This is a genomic window from Sorangiineae bacterium MSr12523 (assembly GCA_037157775.1).
Lineage (GTDB): Bacteria > Myxococcota_A > Polyangia > Polyangiales > Polyangiaceae > Pendulispora > Pendulispora brunnea.
Genome location: CP089982.1, coordinates 2,710,831 through 2,728,750, shown reverse-complemented (window position 1 = coordinate 2,728,750; position 17,920 = coordinate 2,710,831). Strand labels below are relative to the sequence as shown.

The following is a 17,920-nucleotide window of genomic DNA, read 5'->3' as shown; positions in this document are numbered from 1 at the left end:
GCGAATAGAAGCAAGTACGGCCCGACGCTTTGTGGAAGCGCCCATCCCAGGCCGATTCGTCCAGGGCCGGGATGGGGCGCGGGCTCTCTTAGGTTAAGGGAAGAAGACCAAGGAAGAAGGGGAAAAAGGAAGCAAACGAAGGGGAAAGGAAGGAATAAGGAAGAGGAACAAGGATAAGAAGTCGTGGTGCGCCAGGGCGCCCGAGTACGTCCATCTCTTCAAGGGCCGTACCAGGCAGGCCCGACGAAAAATCGCGAGAAATTCGCCAATCAATCGGGCGAGGCGTGAACGCTGGTTCTCGGGAGCCCCTGACACCGGGCGACACGAGCCGTTGCCAAAGCGTGCCATCTGCTTGCAGGGCCGGCGGTCGCGTGGTGTATTGGGCGACCCGTTGCGCGGCCGCCACTTCACCGTCGCGGTGCCGTAACAAAGCCTTAGCCGTAGCCTTGCCTGCCATGCCGTCGAGAGGATCCAACGCCGAAGCGGAAGTCGCCTCGAGCGATAGCGCGCTACGCCTGTTCTCTTGCGATCGACGGCTGCGAACCCTCGTTCGGGTGCGGCGCCGCATCGGGCGGACGCTTCTTCTGCTGGCTCCCCTGGCCATTGCCCTCGCGGACGCGGTCCGCCGTCCCGGGCACCTCGGGCACTTCGACACGCGCGGCCTCGTCTTCTACGCCCTGAGTGTCCTCGTCAGCGGCGCCCTTTGGGTGTCGTTGGTGGTGATCGCTGCCCGCAAGCGCGGGGCGACGCGTTGGTTGGCGTGGACCATGTTGGTCGTCCTGGCAGGCTTCGCGCTGGGTGCCCAGTCGTACACCTACGCGCGCTACATGGCGTACATGGATCATCAGGCGGTGCTCGTCGGCACCTCGATGATGCCGAGCATCGGGCAACAGCTCTGGAGCGACCGCACCACCTTCGCGCAGACCGTGCTTCCGCCGGTGCTGGTTGCACTGCTGTTGCCGTTCATCGTGCGCAGCCTCGCGCCGCCGCGCCGCCGGAGCACGCACATCGCGAAAGACTTCGCCATCGTCGCGCTCCTGTGCGCCCTCTATGTCTCGCCCACGCACGGCGCGGAGCAGGGCCAGCCGCCCGACGTGATGTACCTCGCCGCGATCGGGCAGCTTTCGCGGGCCCGCTGGGATCACAATGAGACGGTGGAGCGCGTGCACCCGGGTCCGCGATCGCCGGAGCCCGTACCCGATGTGCACGCGCGGCCGCGCATCGCACGCAACGTCGTCTTCGTGCTCACCGAATCGGTGCGCGCGATGAGCGTGTGCACGCGCCCGGGCGACAAGGAATGCCTCTTCACGCCGTACTCGAATGCCGCGGCGCCGAACCGCATCATGCTGCATCAAATGCGCAGCGTGGACTCCACGACGGCAATCTCGCTGTCGGTGTTGTGGAGCGGCCTGGCGCCCGACGAGTCGCGGCAGATGACGCACTCGGCCCCGCTGCTCTGGGAGTACTTGCACGCCGCGCAGCTCGACTCGGCGTATTGGACGTCGCAGAACATGCTCTTCGGCAACTCGGGTGCGTGGCTCGGCGGCATCCCGATGACGCGTACGGTGAGCGCCACGCAGCTGGAACGCGAGCCAAGCCTCGAGGTGGGCGCCGACGACGGAAAGCTCGTCGATTACGTGCTCGGCGACATCGGCCAATTGCGCGAGCCGTTCACGGGTGTGGTGCACCTTTCGAATACGCACTTCCCATACAAGGTCGATCACGCCTTCGCGCCCTTTTTGCCCGAGGACGAGGCGACCGGCCCCGGCTACGAGCGCGAGATTCGCAATCGGTACCACGATGCGGTGCATCTGCAGGATCGCGCGGTGGGACACCTCGTGGAATCGATCCGCGCCCGCCCGGAGGGCTCGCGTACCATCATCGTGTACCTATCGGACCACGGCGAGCAGCTGCGCGAGAAAGGCGCCGTGGGCCACACGGGCACGCTTTACGAGGAGGAGATTCGCATCCCCTTCTGGATCGACGCCCCGCGCGGCACCCTGACCGAAGAGGAAGAGCGAAACCTGCGCGCACTCGAGAACCGTCCCGTCACGACGCTCGACGTCTTTCCCACCGTCCTCGATCTCATGGGCCTTCTCGACGAGCCCCGCCTCGCCTCCTTCCGCGCGCGCATGCCGGGTGAGAGCCTTCTGCGCGGCGGCAGCCCGGAAGATCGGGCCGCGTTCCTCACGAATTGCACCGAGCTGTGGGCCTGCGCGTTCAAAAATTGGGGCGCCATTCGCGGTTCGCGCAAGCTGATTGGCAACCAAGCCGACCACGCCTGGAACTGCTTCGACGTGGCCACCGATCCCGAGGAGCACCAACCGCTCCCCGTCGAAGCCTGCGGCGACTTGGTGAACGTCGCCGAAACCCGCGGCCACGGGCGTCCCTTCTGAGAAGAAGAAAACCGCCAGGACGCCAGGGCCGCCAGGGGTGCCGAGGGAAACGGCAATAAACCAATTGAGGGTTTATTGTTGGTTCCCCTGGCGATCCTGGCGATTCTGTTTTGGCGATCCTGGCGGTTCTCTTTCCTCTTCGAGACACGTGCTAGCGCGTTCAACGCGCCAGGGGCAGTTCGAGGATTGCGCGGCAGCCGACGGGGTCGGCGGATTCGATTCGGACGGAGCCGCCGTGTTGGTCGGCGATGCGGCGGACGATTGCGAGACCGAGGCCCACGCCGCGGCCCTCGGAGTGCAATCGCACGAAGGGCTCGAACACGCGTTCGCGCTCGGGCTCGGGGATCCCGGGGCCATCGTCCTCGATGACGATGCGCGCGGTGTCGCCCGCACGCAGCGCGCGCACGACGACGCGGCTTCGGGCGTAGCGAAGCGCGTTGGCGGCCAGGTTGCCGAGGGCGCGCGTGAGAAGACGCCGGTCGCCGCGCACCTGCAGGCCATCGGCCACATCGACCAGCTCGATGTCGGGAAACGCGCCCTCGAGATCGAGAAGCAGCGACTCCACTGCAAGCGCCTCGTGCGGCGGGGCAGCGGTCTCGAGGCGTGACCACGTGAGCAGCTCGTCCACCAAATCATCGAGCTCCGAAAGATCGCCGTCGATCTCGTCGAGCTGCGCCGCACGCGCCTCGGCCGATTCCGTCGTGGCGAGGCGATCGATGGCGAAGCGAATGCGCGCGAGCGGTGTTCGCAGCTCGTGAGAGACCGTGCGCAGAAGATCGCGCTGCGCATCGATGTGCCGGTGGAGGTCCTCCGCCATCGCATTGAAGGCCTGGGCAATCGGCCGCGTCGAAGCCGCCGCTTCGTTCGCACGCGCCCGCAGATCGCCACTTTGCAAGCGACGCGCGGCCTCTTCGAGGGCACGAAATTGCTTTGCAATCGGCCAGAGCAAAAGCCACGTACCAAGCGCCAAGGTGATGCCCACGCCACCGACGACGCTCGCCCAACGCGGGTACGTCGGCATCGAGGACCCGGGCAAGGGCCCAAATCGAAGGATGTCCCCGTGCGGTTCGATGGCACTCGCCAGAAAGCTGCCACCTTTTCCGGGCTCGTACCCGAACCACGATGTCAGGCTCGCCCCACCCGCCAGCTCCTCGCGCGCCGAAGAGTCGATGCCGTCCGAGTCCCAGCTGAAAATGTCCAACGGATACTTGAAGTGCGCGCGAACCCTCTCGAGCTCCGCGCGGCGCTGCTCCGGTGGCACCGCCGCAAGGCGCTCGCGCGCGAGCGACACGCTCGGACCGTAGGCGGGACGGAACAAGTCGGCGTGCGAGGTGACCGGCTGATGGTACAGAAGCCTCGCGCCCACGGTCAGCGCGAGCAGGTAGATAACGCACAACCCGAGGAACGTGCGTAAAAAAAGCCGCTTCACGGGCGCGCCGCCAGCATGTACCCCACCCCGCGCACCGACACGATGAGCGCCGGCCGCTCCGGATCGTCGCCCAGTTTGCGACGCAAACGCGAGATGCGCAGGTCGATCGAGCGGTTCAAACCGTCATAACGGATGCCACGCGCCTGGCCCAAAAGCTCCTCGCGCGGAACCACATGCCCTGCGCGACGCGCGAGGATCTCCAGCAGATCGAACTCCGACGTGGAAACCGGCACGTCCTCTCCGCGGTAGGTCACCGCACGCCGGCCCGGATCGATGGACAGCTCACCGACGACCAGGCACGCCCGCTCCTCGGCCTTCTTCTCGGCCACGCGCCGCAAGTTCGCGCGCAGTCGCGCCACCAGCACGCGCGGCTTCACCGGCTTGGTGACGTAGTCGTCGGCGCCGAGCTCGAGGCCCAGCACCTCGTCGATCTCGTCGCCACGCGCGGTCATCATGACGATGACGCCCGCATAGTCGCGGCGAACGGCACGGCAGACCGACAATCCGTCTTTTCCGGGCAGACCAATGTCGAGAAGGACCGCATCGGGCGGCGACGTCCGGATGCGCTCGATGGCGACGTCCCCGCGATCCACGACCTCCACCTCGAAGCCGTGCTCGCTTAAGTGTGCACGTACTAACTCGGCCAAGCGCGCATCGTCCTCGACGAGCAGCAGCCTTTGCGGCACGTCCTTCATCGACACTCCGCCGCGGGGCCGGTACCGCTGCACGCCGTGGGGCAATGGAAGGCGGTTTCAGCCTCCTGCTTTCCCTTGCGGCAGGTCAAAATGACCGTTCCCGAGTCGATGCCCAGCTCGCGCCCGCACCACGTTCCATCGGCGCGTCCCGGACAGGGATCGCAGATGCCTGGCAGCGGTGCCGGGTAAAAAGCGCAGCCTTGCGTGCACGATGTCGATTGGACGATGGTCCCGTCGTTCGAACAGGTGACGAGGTCGTTCGCGGACGCCTGGTAATTGCGCACCAATGGGTCGCATGCGCAATACGTTCCAGTGCCGCGTCCGCGTTGAAACGAACAGGGCTCCGCAGCAGGATCGGCGGTGTAGCCGGCGCAATGCACCACGCGCGGGGGCGGATCGTCGAACGTGGCCAAAAAAGTGCAGCCAAGCGCAAGAAGGGTCGTGGCCAGGCATCCCGCCGCGATGCGCAGGACCTGCAAGAGGCGGCCATGGAAACGGGTGGGGTGGATCGGCACAAGGCCATCTTATCCGAGACGAAATCGTGCAACGATGAGGCCTTTCGTGCCAGCGTGAAGGTTGCAACGATCCGTGGACTCTGTAAGTGGCGTCTCTTCCATAGACCATCTCCTCGCAACGACGGCGAACGAGGCGTGGGACATCGATCGTGAAGTGCATGTGCTGCGCGCAGCAGCACTCCCCATGGTGCGCCACGAGCCCGAGGCGGCGCCGCGCAAAATGGCCATCGTGCTGCCGGCTCCCTTCGAGCTCGCGCCGGCGCGCCCCCCGACCCTCGAGAATGGAACGCACGGGTCCAATCCGGATCTGACGCAACGGACGGTGGCCCGGCGCGCCGCGCAGGATGCTGCGCACCCCGAAGGGCTCATCGAGCTACTGCGCGCGCGCATCGAGATCCTTCAGACCGAGGCCGACAAGGTCGGGCTGGCGCGTGCGTACATCGAGCTCGCGGTAGCTTGCGAAATGCTGCTCGGCGACGACGCACAGGTCATCGCCAACGCGCAGGCCGCGCTGCGGGTGAATCCGCGGCTTGCCGCGGCCCACGCGATCCTGCGGCGGAAGTGTCACGGGCGCGGGGCGCTGCCGGCGATGCTCGAGCACCTCGAGCACGAGCTGGCGGCATCGACGGAGGAAGGCTCGACCATCGAGCTGCTCGTCGAAAAGGCGCGACTTTTGGACGCGCGCGGCGAGAGCCCCGACTTCGTTCGCTCCATTTGGGAGCAGGCGCGCACGCGGGCACCGCACCACCCGGCGGCGCTCAAAGGCCTCGAGGCGGATCTGGCCACGCGCACCTACGCCGCCAACAGCCGCGCTGCGGAGGATCCGAGCGGCTACGCCGAGGCGTACGACGCGCTGGCGAGGCATCTGGCCAACATGGCCGACGCCTATGTCGCGGAGCCGAAGCTCGCGGCGTGGCTGCACGCGGAGCGGGCGCAGATCCTCGAGTTCAAGCTGCACAAGTCGGAGGAGGCGCGCGCGGCTCTGGAGCGTGCGGTGGCCCTCGACTCGAGCGTGGGGCCCGTGCGCGACGAGGCCGTGCGCCACGTGGCCTCGCACGATGATCCGGCGGCGCTCTGCCTGCTCTTGCAGGAGGAGGCCGAGCTCGAGACGGATCCCAACCGCGCCGCGCGCCTGGAGCTCGATGCAGCGTGCATCGCATACCACCGGCTGGGCGAGGCGGAGCGGGCCATCGCCTTTCTCGGGCGTGCCGCCGCGCGTGCGCCGACGACCAACAGCGTCGACCGGCGCGTGCTCGACGAGCTGGTGCGGCTGCACGAGCACTTCAACGAGTGGGCCGAGGTGGCGCATGCACGGCGCGCGCGGTTGCGCTTTTTGGCCGACCCGCTGGTGCTCACCCACGAGCTGCGCATGCTGGCGCGCATCGACGAACAGCTCGGCGAGATTGGATCGGCCATCGAGCACACGCAGGCGGCCCTGGCCATCGAACCGCGCGATCTCACCTTGCACGAGACGCTCGACCGGCTTCTGTCCGCCTCGAACCTGCACGAGCGCCGCGTCGAGCTTTGGGTCAACGAGGCCGCCAAGGCGGAGGACAATGCCCAACGCGCCCGCGCGCTGATGAAGGCCGCGCAGATCGCCGAGCACGAACTGGCGAAGCCCGGCGCCGCGGTGGAGCATCTGCGCGCGGCGTGGGTGGTGGCCCCGGGCGATCCCGAGGTGCTCGAGGCGCTCGCGCGGCTTCTTTCGCCTGCAACGTCGGAAAAGACGGATCGCGAGGCCCGCGCGGTCATCGACCTGTACGCGCAGGCCGCGGAGCTGACCACCGATCCGGGCCGCAAAGTGGCGAGCCTGGAGAAGATTGCGCTTCTCTGCGAAGAGCTGCTCGGTGACGTGCGCCGGGCCGCGCGCACGTACGAGCAGATTTTGCGCCTCGAACCAGATCGGCGCGGTGCCGTTCTCGGACTCGCACGCACGGCGACGAAAATTGGCGACGACCGCGTGCTTTCGCGTGCACTGCTCGACGAAGCGCGCCTTTCGAGCGAGCGCGGGGAAGCGATGGCACTGCGCGTGCGCGCCATCGACGTGCTCGCGCGGGTAGATCGCGAGCGGGCGCTGTCGCTGCTCGACGAAGTGCTCACCATGGATCCGGCGAACGAAGCGGCTCGCGCGCTGGAGACACGGTTCCACGCCGAGGCCGGGCGCTGGGAGCGTGCGGCCTCTTCGCTCAAAGCGCGCATTCAAATTGCGAAATCGCCGAAAGACCAGCTGAATTATTGGCTGGAGCTGGCGCAGATCCAAGAGCTGCGTCTGCGCTCGCCCAAAGATGCGATGGTGTCGCTCACCGCGGCGCGGGCCATCGATCCGAACCATCCCGTTCCGCCGGACGAGATCGTGCGCATGCTGGAGGCTGCCGGCGACCACGTGATGTTGCGCGACGCCATGGAGACCTTGGCCAACGACTGCTCGGGCCTCGAAGATCGCGCACGCTATCTGGCGCGCGCCGCCGAAATCGACGAGCACCGCCTGGGGAACGACGAGCGCGCCGCGGCCACCTACGCACGTGCGCTGTCGGAAACGCCGGAGGACGAGCTCATTGCCGAGCGCCTGGAGCGCGTTCTCATGCGGCATGCCGTGTCGATGACGGCGAAGGGCAAACCGCTTTCGTTCGGCACGAACAACGTGCTGAACCTGCAGCTCAAACGGCTGGAGACGAAGATGACCACCGCGTCGGCGGTGCGCCTTTCGTTCTCGCTGGCCCAGCTCTATCTGCGAACGGGCCGCGACATCCCCACGGCCACGCGGCTCTTGGAGGCGGTGCTCGAATACGACAAGCACCACATTCCGGCGCTGCGCACCATGGAGGGCGTCTCGCGGCGCACCAACGATTGGGCGCGCCTCGCGCACGTGCTCTCGCAACAGGGCGAGGTGTTCTCCGACATTCGCGCGCGCCTGGGGGCGCTCTGGCAGCTGGCCAGTTTGGAAGAGTGGCAAAAGGCGGGGGGCGATCCGCTGCACACGTACCAGCGCATTCTGCACCTCGATCCCACCGAGCCGGGTGCGCTGTACGCCAGCGAGCGGCGCGAGCTTCCGAGTGCACGCAAGGGCGATCGGCGTGCGCGCAAGCTGGCCCTGACCGCCCTGCGCGCGCTGCATGCGCTCGCGTCGGACGAGGGAACGCGACGCTCGCTGCAGTTGAAGCTCGCGATGCTCCTGGAGAATGCGGCGAGCGATTCGGGCGGGGCCACCGTGGTCGTCGAGGGCGTGAACGATGCGGCGCAGCAGGCGCTGCTCAAAGAGTCGCTCGATCGGTACCTGTCGATCCTCCACGCCGATGCGCTCAGCGTGGCAGCGGCCACGGGCATCGCGCGCATTGCGCCGCGTCTGGCCAATGTGGAGGCCGCGGTGATGGCGGCCATCTCGCTGGCCGATCTGGCGAGCGTGCCGGCAGCGCGGGCGCGGTACCTGGTGGATGCCGCGGATCTCTTGCTCGGACCATTGGCCGAGGGCGCGCTCGGTTCGCCCGAGCACCGTTACGTGCGTGCCGCCGAGCTCTTGGAAAAAGCGCTGGCCGCGAGCCCGGACAGCGTGACGGCCGCGAGCCGGTTGGCCAACGTACGGCGCGAGATGAATCAATCCGAGCAAGTCGTCGAGGTCTTCCGCACCGCGCTCAAGCGAGCCCGCGCCGTGGAGACCATCGTGCTCCTGGGCGCCGAGATCGCACGGGTCGCACGCGACAAGCTGGCGGATCTGCCGCTGGCCATCAACGCCATGCGGCGGGTGCGCGAGGCGGCGCCGAATCACATTCCGTCGCTGCTCACTTTGGCCGAGCTGTGCGTGGCCCAGCGCACGTGGCCCGAGGCCGTGGATGCGCTCGAGGCCGTGGTGACGCGCGGCACGGAGGCCGCGCCGCGGCTGACCGCGCTGTTTTCGCTATCGAGCATCTACGAGCACGTGCTCCAGCGCCCGCACGATTCCGAGCGGGCGCTGCGCAAGGCCCTGGAGATCGATGCGCTGAATGCGCGGGCGCTGCGCGGGGTGCTCCGCCACATCACCGCGCAGCATACGCCGCCGCCCGATCTGGAAACCGGCGTGGCCGTCGATCCGGCAAGCGTCATGGACGACGAAACGCGCGCCGAGGTCGCGGATCTCGTCGAGCGCCTCTCGCGCGTCGAAGAGGATCCGGAGCAGTGTTGCGAGCTGCTGCTCAAGTTGGCCGACCTTCGCATGCGGCTCGGCGATCCGGCCGCGGTGGAACGCGCGCTGGTCGAGGCCGTGGCGCGCACGCCGGCGAGCATGATGGCCTTCGCGCGGCTGTCGGCGCATTTCCGCACCTCCACGGGGCACGATCACGCGGCATTCGCGCGGGCGCTGCTTGCGGTCATCGCGCGCGGTCAGCAGCTCGGCAACGTGGACGCGCGGTGGTACGCCACGTTGGGGCACCTCGAGATCGAGTCGCTGGGGCGTCTGCGCGAGGGCATCGGCCATCTGCAGAACGCGGTGCAGCTCAATCCGTCCTCGCCGTCCATGTTCGAGACGCGCTTCGAGCTCGGGCGGGCCTATGCGCGCGCCAACGCGAACGAAGATGCCGCACGGCAGCTTCTGGGCATGATGCTCCCGTCGTCGACACCGCTGCTCGGCGTGAACGAGCCGCAGGCACTGCTCGCACTGCTCGAGCGCGTGTTGCAAAACGAGCGGCGCATGGAGGAGGCGCTGGTGGTGAGCGAACTGCGCGCGATCGCGGGCGACGTCGACGAAGGCCGGCATGGCTGGCTGCGTTCGCGGCGGCTCGTCCAAGTCGAGGGCCTCGATGCCCAGCTCGATCGGCCGACGCTCGTGACCAACGTGCTTCCGCCCGAGGGCCGGCACGTGCTGCTCGAGGTCGCGGCCGCGGTGGCCGGCATCGAGTCGAAGATCCTGCGCTCCGATCTGACGGAGCTGGGCATCACCAGCCGCGACCGCATTGGCTCGCGCAGCGGGCACCCGACGCGGGCGCTGTTCGATCGGGTGCTGCGCATGCTCGGTCTGGAGGACCTGGAGCTGGTCATCTCGCGCACAGTGACGCGCACGCGCATCCTCGCGCAGGACACACTTTGGATCGTGGTGCCGCGGCGGCTCTCGGAGATGCCCGAACCGGCGCAGCTCGCCTCGATCGCACGCGCGCTCACGCGTGCATCGCTCGGCGTGCCCTGGCTGGAGGAGCTTCCGCCGCCGCACATCGAGGGGCTGCTCATCGCCTGCGCACGCCAGGTGGTGCACGGATACGGGGCCGACGATCTCGACGTCCTTTCGCAGAAGCTCGTGGCACAGTACGAGCCCAACGTGACCCGCGCGATTTCACGAAAGCAAAAGAAGCTGCTCGAGGAGTTGGTGCCGCACTTGGCGGCGCCGCAGGGCCGGCCGCTGCCCATCGAGGGCTTCATCAGCGCGCTCGCCCGCGCGGAAATGCGCGCGGCGGCGCTCGTCACGGGCGATCTGCTCGCGACCATCGAGGAGCTCGGCTCGATCGATCCCACCTTGGCCCATGCAACGGAACGCCTCGGGGTGCCCGCCCTGGGCGCGGTGCTCGAGCATCCGTTTGCGGGCGACGTGGCGCGATTCTTTCTCTCCGGTGAGGCCATGGCTTTGCGCCGCCGCATCGGGACGACTTGGACGACGTGAGCATGCGCCGCGCCATCGTCTTCGTCGGGGCCGGGCTTGTGCTCGTGCTGCTCGCGGTGTTCTTCGCGGTGCCGGAGATCGCGCGGCGGCGGGCCATCTCCGATGCGAAGGCCCGCGGTGTGACGCTCACCATCGACAAGGCGCGGCTCACCGGCTCGGGCGTGCGCTTTTTCAAGCTGGAGGCGCACCTCGACAAAGTGCCCGGCGCGGTGGCGCGGGCCGAGGAGGCGAATGTCGAGTTGTCGGGCCTCTCGCCGCGCGAGCTCACCTTGCAGGGGCTCGATGTGAGCATTCCGGATCTTCTCGCCGCGCTGCCGCAGCTGGAGGTGCAGCGCGCGCAGTACGCGACGGGAGCGGCCATCGAGAACGATCTGCAGCGCATCGTCTTCAAGGACGCGCTGGTGCACCTCGCGCGCTTCGCCGGGGAGAGCACATCGCTCGAGGTCGCGGGCGCCACGGCCGAAATCGGCGACGAGACGCACCTGCGCGCGGACAAGGTCACCGGAACCCTGGGTGCGAGCCCGTTTGGACCGTGGAAGGTCGTCGTGGACCGCACGCGCGAGATGACCACGACACGCATCGCGATGGATCCGTCCAAGCCGGATGTGCCCCAGGTCTCCATCGGGCAGACGGCAAACGCGACGAACCTGGACATCAACGCGCCGCGCGCGCACCTGCGCTCGCTGGGGCTACCGTACTCCGCGTTCGGGCTGGCCGCGGACGAGGATCCCGAGATCGAGGTCGACGCGAGCACGATGTCGACGAGCGGCGAGTCCGCGGGGGCGATGCTCTTTCAGACTTGGGGGGCACACGTCGGGCCCTTCCCTGCCCCGGTCGATGTGAAGCTCGGTGGAAAGTGGAAAGGACAAGGAGAGTCGCTGGCCATCCACGATGGCGTCTTCCAGCTGGGCCCCTTCGCCGGGAGCCTGCGCGGAAACGTGCGCGCCGGCCTCGCGCCGCGCTTGGATTTCGCCTTCGACAGCGAGCCCATCCCGTGCGGCGACTTCGCCTCCCAAGCGGCGCAGCCCGGCCTGATTGGGGCGCTTCTCCAGCGAAAAACCGGGGTAACGGGCAGCGTGGTGCTCTCGGGCAGCTTGGTGTTCGACGCCGCCAACCCGGCGGAAAACCGTCTCAACTTGAAGCCGTCGGCGGACTGCTCCTTCACCTTGCGCTGAGGGTCAAGGGGGCTGTATACCCCACAGCCCTTTCAGGAGATCAGTTCAATGCGAGGATTCCTTCAGCCGTCCGTCCACGCCGTCATCACCGATTCGCAGACTGCGTTCCGCGCCCTCGGACGCGGCCGTCGCGCCAAGATCGCGCGCGCAGCCCAGACGACGTTGGTCAAGGCCGATCAATGGGGCCGCGGCGACGCCGTCCCCGCCGACCTCTCCGACGCCATCGAGCGCGCCCTCAAAGCCGCCACGACCCCGAAGAAGAAGTAGAGAATCAGAAGATTCACAGGGAGACGGGGAGGCGGGGAGTTTTTGAGGTTTCCAATCAGCTCACTGGGCCAACTGGAATCCCCCAAAATTCTTTATTCCTCCCCGCCTCCCCGCCTCCCTGTGAATTTCTCTTCTTAGCTTTAGCCGCGCTTGGCGAAGTCGCGCATGAAGTCCGCCAGCGCCGTGGTCCATTCGAGGCTGACGGCGTTGTAGAGGGACGCGCGGATGCCGCCCACGGAGCGGTGGCCTTTTAGACCGACCATGCGGAGCTTCTTGGCCTCCGCAAGGAAGCGCGCCTCGTGGTCGTCGGACGGGAGGCGGAAGACGATGTTCATCGTCGAGCGGCTAGCCCTCTCCACCGGCGACGCGTAGAAGCCCGCGTGCTCGTCCAGGACGCCGTAAATCAGCGCGGCCTTCTTCCGATTCTGCTCCTCGATGCGCGAGAGCCCACCGGTCTCCTTGATCCAGGCGAGGACATTGCGAATCAGGTAAATCGCGAACGTCGGCGGCGTGTTGTAGAGCGAATTGTTCTCCGCCACCGTGCGGTACTGGAAAATCTTGGGCAGATCCTTGCGGCCCTGCGCAATGAAGTCCTTCTTGGCGAGCACGATGACGATGCCCGAGGGTCCCACGTTCTTCTGCGCGCCCGCGTAGATGAACGAGAAGCGCGAAAGGTCCGTCTTTCGCCAAAGGAAATCGCTCGACATGTCGCATACGAGCGGCACCTTCCCCGCGTCGGGGAACTCGTGGAACTGCACGCCGTGGATGGTCTCGTTGCTCGTCAGGTGCAGGTAGGCCGCCTTGGGATCCAACTGGATCTCCGAGGGCGTCGGCACGCGCGTGTACTGCTTACCTTGCGCCGTCGTCGCCGCCACGCGCACCTTGCCGCCGGACCACTTCGTGGCCGCTTGCGCCTCGGACACCGCCTTCTCGCCCCACGCGCCATGCACGACGTAGTCGGCCGAGCCACCATCGGGCAGAAAATTCAGCGGTATCTGCGCAAACTGCTGCGAGGCACCGCCCTGAATGAAGAGCACTTCGGTGTCGTCACCGATGCTGGCCGTCTCGCGCAATAGCGCGATAGCCTCATCGTGGACGCGTTCGTAGTCTTTGCCGCGGTGACTGTGCTCCATCACGCTCATGCCCGTGCCCGCGAAGTCGAGCAACTCCTCGCGGGCGCGTTCCAGCGCGGCTAGTGGTAGGGCGGCGGGACCAGCATTGAAGTTGATGGCGCGTTCCATGAACGCGATGCTACGGGCTTACGCGGGAGAGCGCTATCATGCGCGCCATGTCCGATCTTTGGAGCGAGCTCGAGCAACGCTTTCCCGGCATCGTCACCCGCGAACGCGCGGAGCTCTTGGAGTACGGCCGCGATTTCACCAAGGTTCATGCGCCGGATCCCTCTGCGCTGGCGCTCCCGCGCACCACGGAGGACGTCTCCGCGATCCTTGCGTTCTGCAATGAACACGGCCTCCCCGTGGTGCCCTCCGGCGGACGCACCGGTCTGGCAGGTGGCGCCGTCGCTGCGAAAAAGGAACTCGTGCTCTCACTTTCGCGCATGCGCCGCATGGATCCGGTCGACACCGTGGGCAACACCGTGCGCGTGCAGGCGGGCGCGATCACCGAGGCCGTGCATGCCCATTGCGAGCCGCACGGTCTGACGTGGCCGGTCGACTTCGCGTCGAAAGGCTCGAGCCAAGTGGGCGGCAACATCGCCACCAACGCCGGCGGCGTCAAAGTGATCCGCTATGGCCTCACCCGCCAATGGGTGCTCGGCCTCCAGGTCGTGCTGGCCAACGGCAAGGTGCTCGAATTGGGCGGCGCCCTGGAGAAGAACAACACGGGCGCCGACTTGCGGCAGCTTTTCATCGGCAGCGAGGGCACTTTGGGCGTCATCACCGAGGCGACGTTGAAGCTGTCGCGCCGCCCAGGAAAGCTCGACGTGTTCCTCTTTGCCGTCGACGATCTGGCCGCCGTGCTCCATCTCTTTCGCGAGGTGAAACAGACGCCGTACCTCATCTCGGCGTACGAGTTTTTCACGCAGCCGTGCCTCGAGCGCCTCACGCGCCACCGCGCCGTGCGCCCGCCGTTCAGCACCCCGAGCCCGTTCTACGTGCTGCTCGAGCTGGAAGGCGCCCCCAGCACCGATGCCCTCGAACCCTGGCTGTCCTCCCTTTTCGAGCGCGGCCTCGTTCGCGATGGGACCTTGGCGCAGCACTCTTCGGAGGCAGCCGCCCTTTGGCAGCTGCGCGAGGGCATCAGCGAGAGCCTTTCCGCCACCGGGCTGCCGCACAAGAACGACGTCTCCCTCCCCATTGCCTCGTTGGAGTCGTTCTGCGCGGAGTTCGAGCGCGTCTTCACTGCGCGCTATCCCGGTTTGGAGATATGCCTCTTCGGCCACATCGGCGATGGCAACTTGCATATCAACGTGATGAAACCCGACGCCGTCTCCAAAGAGGAATTCCTACGCGACGCCAAAGCGCGCGATCTCGATCTATTCGCCGTCGTGCGCGCCCACGCCGGCAGCATTTCCGCCGAACACGGGATTGGCCTCTTGAAAAAGGACTACCTCCACTTCACCCGCTCCGCAGAAGAAATGGCCCTCTTGCGCGGAATCAAGGCAGTCTTCGACCCCAAGGGCATTTTGAACCCGGGCAAGATCATCGATTAGCCGGTACGCAACACTGTGCCCTTTTTGATTTGAACAGGGAGAGGGGGAGGCGGGGAGGGAAACAACGCGAATCCCACCACATGCCAAGGCTCTTTTTGGGTTTTCAGTTGGCTTCGTGAGCCAAGTGAAAACCCAAAACCAGCCTCGGTGCGCGGTGGGATTTGTGCCGTATCCCTCCCCGCCTCCCCCCCTCCCTGTTCAATCTAATTGCTGATGCGCGTGCGGATGTTGGTCGACAGGGCGGCTACGTCGCGGCATACGTCGGCGGAGACGTCTTGGTCCAAGTCCATGATCAGGTAACCGATGTTGGCGTCGGTGGCGAGGACCTGGCTGTGGATGTTCGCGTTGCGGTCCGACACGATGCGGTTGATGTCGCGGAGAACGCCGGGCACGTTGCGGTGCACGTTGAGCACGCGGTGCGTGCCGCCGACTTGCGGCAGCTCGACGGGCGGAAAATTTACCGAGCCCGTGGTCGTGCCCGCGGTGACGAACTTGGTCAGCGCGATGGAGACCTCGCGCCCGATGGACTCCTGCGCTTCCTCCGTAGACCCGCCGACGTGCGGCGTGAGGATCACGTTGGGAAGGCCCCGCAGCTCGCTGGCGAATTGGTCGCCGTTGGACTCGGGCTCCTCGGGGTACACGTCCACCGCGGCGCCGCCGAGGTGCTTCTCGCGAATCGATGCGGCGAGCGCGCCGATGTCCACCACTTGCCCGCGGCTGGCGTTGAGCAAATACCCACCGCGCTTCATCCCCGCGAGCTCCGTGGCGCCGATCATCTTCGTCGTGTCGCGCGTGGCGGGGACGTGCAAGGTCACGTAATCGGAATTCGCGAGCAGCTCGCCGAGGCTCGCCACGGAACGCGCATTGCCGATCGGCAGCTTCGTCGCGATATCGTAATAGATGACGCGCATGCCGAAGGCTTCGGCCAAAATGCTCACTTGGGTGCCGATATGGCCGTAGCCGACGATGCCGAGGGTCTTGCCCCGCACCTCGTAGCAGCCGCTGGAAACCTTGCGCCACCGGCCCTCGTGCACCTCACGGGAACGGTCGCCGAGTTGGCGGGCTAGCATCACCACCTCCGCCAGGATCATCTCGGCCACGCTGCGCGTATTGCTGAACGGGGCATTGAAGACAGGCAGGCCGCGGCGGTTGGCATCCGCCAGGTCGACCTGGTTGGTGCCGATGCAGAAGCATCCGATCGAAAGGAGCTTGTCCGCATACGCCAAGCTGGAAGAACGCACGTGCGTCTTGCTGCGGATGCCGAGGACGTGCACGTCCCGCAGGCGCTCACGCAGCTCTTCCTCGCTCGGAGCGTAGGAAATGCTCTCGATTTGGAGGCCGGCCGCGGAGAAAGCCTCGTGCGAACTCGAGTGAACGTTTTCGCAGAGCAGAACGCGGAGAGGTTCTTTCGAACCAGAAAACGGATTAAACGGTTGGGGGTCGAGCAATGGCTGGTCGGAGGGCATGTGAGGGCGCTATGGAAGGAGCGCGATGCTACCTCAAAACCTCCCCGCCGGCACGACCGTCGAGTCGTTCTTCGAGGACATCCTGCCCGAGGCCCACCGCCAGCTCGTTCCGGCGGACGCGAGCGCAGGCGAGTACATCGTCTCCATTCGCATGGAAGGCCCCGGCACGGGCACCACGCGCTATGCGTACACCATTCGCGGGCGCGAAATATCCATCGCACGGGGTGCGGACTCGCCTGCGCAGTCCGCGGCGCATTTGTGGATCGCCGGCGAGCACGCGGCCCTCACCTTTTTCCTGGAGGATTGGAGCGGCCCGCGCCGCTTTGCCCCGAGCTTCGAGCCTGCCCAAGGTGTCAAGCTCATCACCGATCCGCGGGTGCTCAAACGCCTCGCCCAGGCCACCGGCAAGATCGAACTCGGCCTGATCGACTTCGAAGGGGGCGCGGGCAACCTCGTCCTATCCGCCGCCGGTGCCAAGAAGCACGCCTTCAAAGACACCGACTCCGACGCCGTCATCGAGACCCGCGTGGAGGTGTTCGAGAAGCTCCTCGCCGGCAAACTCGGGCCGGACGAAGCGATCGCGGACTCGCACGTGACGGTGCGCGGAAAGAAGCTCGTGGCCATGCAGTTTGCCTTCGCGCTCGCGCCATTTTTTCCTGCTCGATGATGATGCTCCGCTCGCGCAACCGCCCCCGCAGCCGCCTGGTCGTCATGGCCGCAGGGGCCTCCGCCCTGGTGCTGCTCGTTGGTCTCGTCCTGCTTCTGCGCGACCGCTCCGCAACCCGCGCGCAATGCACGGAAATGCTGGACCGGTACATCGACATGACCATCGAGGCCGATCCCGAGCTCGCCCGCCTCACCCCCGCCCAGCGCGAGGCCGCCCGCGAAATGAAACGCGCGATCCGCAAGGGCGAGAAAAGCTTCGCCCAGGTGCAAGGCAAGTGCGAGGCGGAGGTGCGCCGCCACGAGTACGACTGCGCCATGCAAGCGAAGACCCCCAACGACTGGGAAGCCTGCCTCGACTGAAGCCCTCGGTGGGCTGTCGGCTGGGCCGAAAAAAAGCTAAACTGTCCGGCGATGATGTCGCGTCTTTTGCCCATCGCCCTCGTGGCCGGTTTTCTCGCCGCTTGCGGCAAGTCCACCCCGCCGCCCCGATCCGAAGAGGTGCCCATGGGCACCGAGTCGACGAAACGTGAGGCCCGCCGCCCCGATCCGGAGCAAGGCGAGGACGTCACCGCCGGGGCCCCGGCCCCCGCCGCCGCATCCTCCACGCGCAGCGATGAGGACGCCGAGCCGGCCTTCCCCACCGCACCCGCCGCCTCGACACCGTCCAAAGGCAGCTCCAAGGGCGCCTCCAAAGCCGGCTCGAAGGGCAGCGTGGCTTCGGCCAGTGCACCGAAGGGCAGCGCCAAAGGTGGCGGTCCGCTCAACAAGGCCGAATGCGACCAGCTGATGGACAGGTACATCGACGTGGTGGTCACCGGCGAGGGCGCACCGCTCAAGGGGATGAGCGGCAAGGAACTCGACGATGCCCGCAACATGATCAAATCCACCGTGGCGTCGGATCCCAACTACAAAGGCATGAAGGAAGCGTGCCTCCGCGATCTGACCAAAGGGCAATACAGTTGCGCCATGAAAGCCCGGGCCATGGAGGAGTTTCAGAACTGCATTCGTTAACGCCGCCTC

The 17,920-nt window shown here is 66.7% G+C and carries 13 protein-coding genes; 8 read left to right on the top strand and 5 right to left on the bottom strand.

From position 1 onward, the window contains the following. Positions 1 to 455 precede the first annotated feature (455 nt). Entirely contained in the window at positions 456 to 2,396 is a 1,941-nt protein-coding gene (locus LZC95_11110) for a sulfatase-like hydrolase/transferase (GenBank protein ID WXA97383.1), read from the top strand. Positions 2,397 to 2,556: 160 nt separating this feature from the next. Here LZC95_11110 and LZC95_11105 read toward each other — a convergent pair whose 3' ends face one another. The 3 genes from LZC95_11105 to LZC95_11095 are packed head-to-tail and all read right to left on the bottom strand — an operon-like array spanning position 2,557 to position 5,035. After that, positions 2,557 to 3,825: an ATP-binding protein gene (locus tag LZC95_11105; GenBank protein ID WXA97382.1), complete on the bottom strand. Its 1,269-nt coding sequence runs from the start codon at positions 3,823 to 3,825 to the stop codon at positions 2,557 to 2,559. Continuing rightward, complete coding sequence (locus LZC95_11100) at positions 3,822 to 4,526, bottom strand: response regulator transcription factor (protein ID WXB00320.1); 705 nt, start codon at positions 4,524 to 4,526, stop codon at positions 3,822 to 3,824. Before LZC95_11100 ends, LZC95_11105 begins: the two co-directional genes overlap by 4 nt. Continuing rightward, positions 4,517 to 5,035, bottom strand: coding sequence for a hypothetical protein (locus tag LZC95_11095; protein ID WXA97381.1), 519 nt, complete (start codon positions 5,033 to 5,035; stop codon positions 4,517 to 4,519). The genes LZC95_11100 and LZC95_11095 overlap by 10 nt, the downstream gene beginning before the upstream one ends. A 73-nt stretch (positions 5,036 to 5,108) precedes the next feature. Here LZC95_11095 and LZC95_11090 point away from each other — a divergent pair, with 73 nt between their 5' ends. The 3 genes from LZC95_11090 to LZC95_11080 are packed head-to-tail and all read left to right on the top strand — an operon-like array spanning position 5,109 to position 12,097. Further along, positions 5,109 to 10,655 carry a hypothetical protein gene (locus LZC95_11090; GenBank protein WXA97380.1) on the top strand — a complete coding sequence of 1,849 codons (5,547 nt, stop codon included), beginning with the start codon at positions 5,109 to 5,111 and terminating at the stop codon, positions 10,653 to 10,655. After that, the gene (locus LZC95_11085) at positions 10,652 to 11,830 is read left to right on the top strand and encodes a hypothetical protein (GenBank protein ID WXA97379.1); all 1,179 of its coding nucleotides are present in this window, start codon (positions 10,652 to 10,654) and stop codon (positions 11,828 to 11,830) included. Before LZC95_11090 ends, LZC95_11085 begins: the two co-directional genes overlap by 4 nt. 48 nt (positions 11,831 to 11,878) lie before the next feature. Further along, the gene (locus LZC95_11080) at positions 11,879 to 12,097 is read left to right on the top strand and encodes a hypothetical protein (GenBank protein ID WXA97378.1); all 219 of its coding nucleotides are present in this window, start codon (positions 11,879 to 11,881) and stop codon (positions 12,095 to 12,097) included. Between the two features lie 140 nt (positions 12,098 to 12,237). On the opposite strand, the gene serC is transcribed toward LZC95_11080, so the two are convergent. After that, entirely contained in the window at positions 12,238 to 13,338 is a 1,101-nt protein-coding gene (serC, locus tag LZC95_11075; GenBank protein WXA97377.1) for a 3-phosphoserine/phosphohydroxythreonine transaminase, read from the bottom strand. 47 nt (positions 13,339 to 13,385) lie between these two features. Between serC and LZC95_11070 the strand changes: the two genes are divergently transcribed. Beyond that, positions 13,386 to 14,768 (top strand): FAD-binding oxidoreductase, encoded by a 1,383-nt coding sequence (locus tag LZC95_11070; protein WXA97376.1) that lies wholly within the window; start codon positions 13,386 to 13,388, stop codon positions 14,766 to 14,768. 203 nt (positions 14,769 to 14,971) lie between these two features. Here LZC95_11070 and serA read toward each other — a convergent pair whose 3' ends face one another. After that, positions 14,972 to 16,234 (bottom strand): phosphoglycerate dehydrogenase, encoded by a 1,263-nt coding sequence (gene serA / locus LZC95_11065; protein ID WXA97375.1) that lies wholly within the window; start codon positions 16,232 to 16,234, stop codon positions 14,972 to 14,974. Between the two features lie 25 nt (positions 16,235 to 16,259). Between serA and LZC95_11060 the strand changes: the two genes are divergently transcribed. From LZC95_11060 to LZC95_11050, 3 genes are read left to right on the top strand one after another with little or no spacing between them, the layout of a single operon-like run. Continuing rightward, the gene (locus LZC95_11060; protein ID WXA97374.1) at positions 16,260 to 16,901 is read left to right on the top strand and encodes an SCP2 sterol-binding domain-containing protein; all 642 of its coding nucleotides are present in this window, start codon (positions 16,260 to 16,262) and stop codon (positions 16,899 to 16,901) included. Then, complete coding sequence (locus LZC95_11055) at positions 16,898 to 17,260, top strand: hypothetical protein (GenBank protein ID WXA97373.1); 363 nt, start codon at positions 16,898 to 16,900, stop codon at positions 17,258 to 17,260. Before LZC95_11060 ends, LZC95_11055 begins: the two co-directional genes overlap by 4 nt. Before the next feature lie 51 nt (positions 17,261 to 17,311). Next, entirely contained in the window at positions 17,312 to 17,911 is a 600-nt protein-coding gene (locus LZC95_11050) for a hypothetical protein (protein WXA97372.1), read from the top strand. Positions 17,912 to 17,920 lie beyond the last annotated feature (9 nt).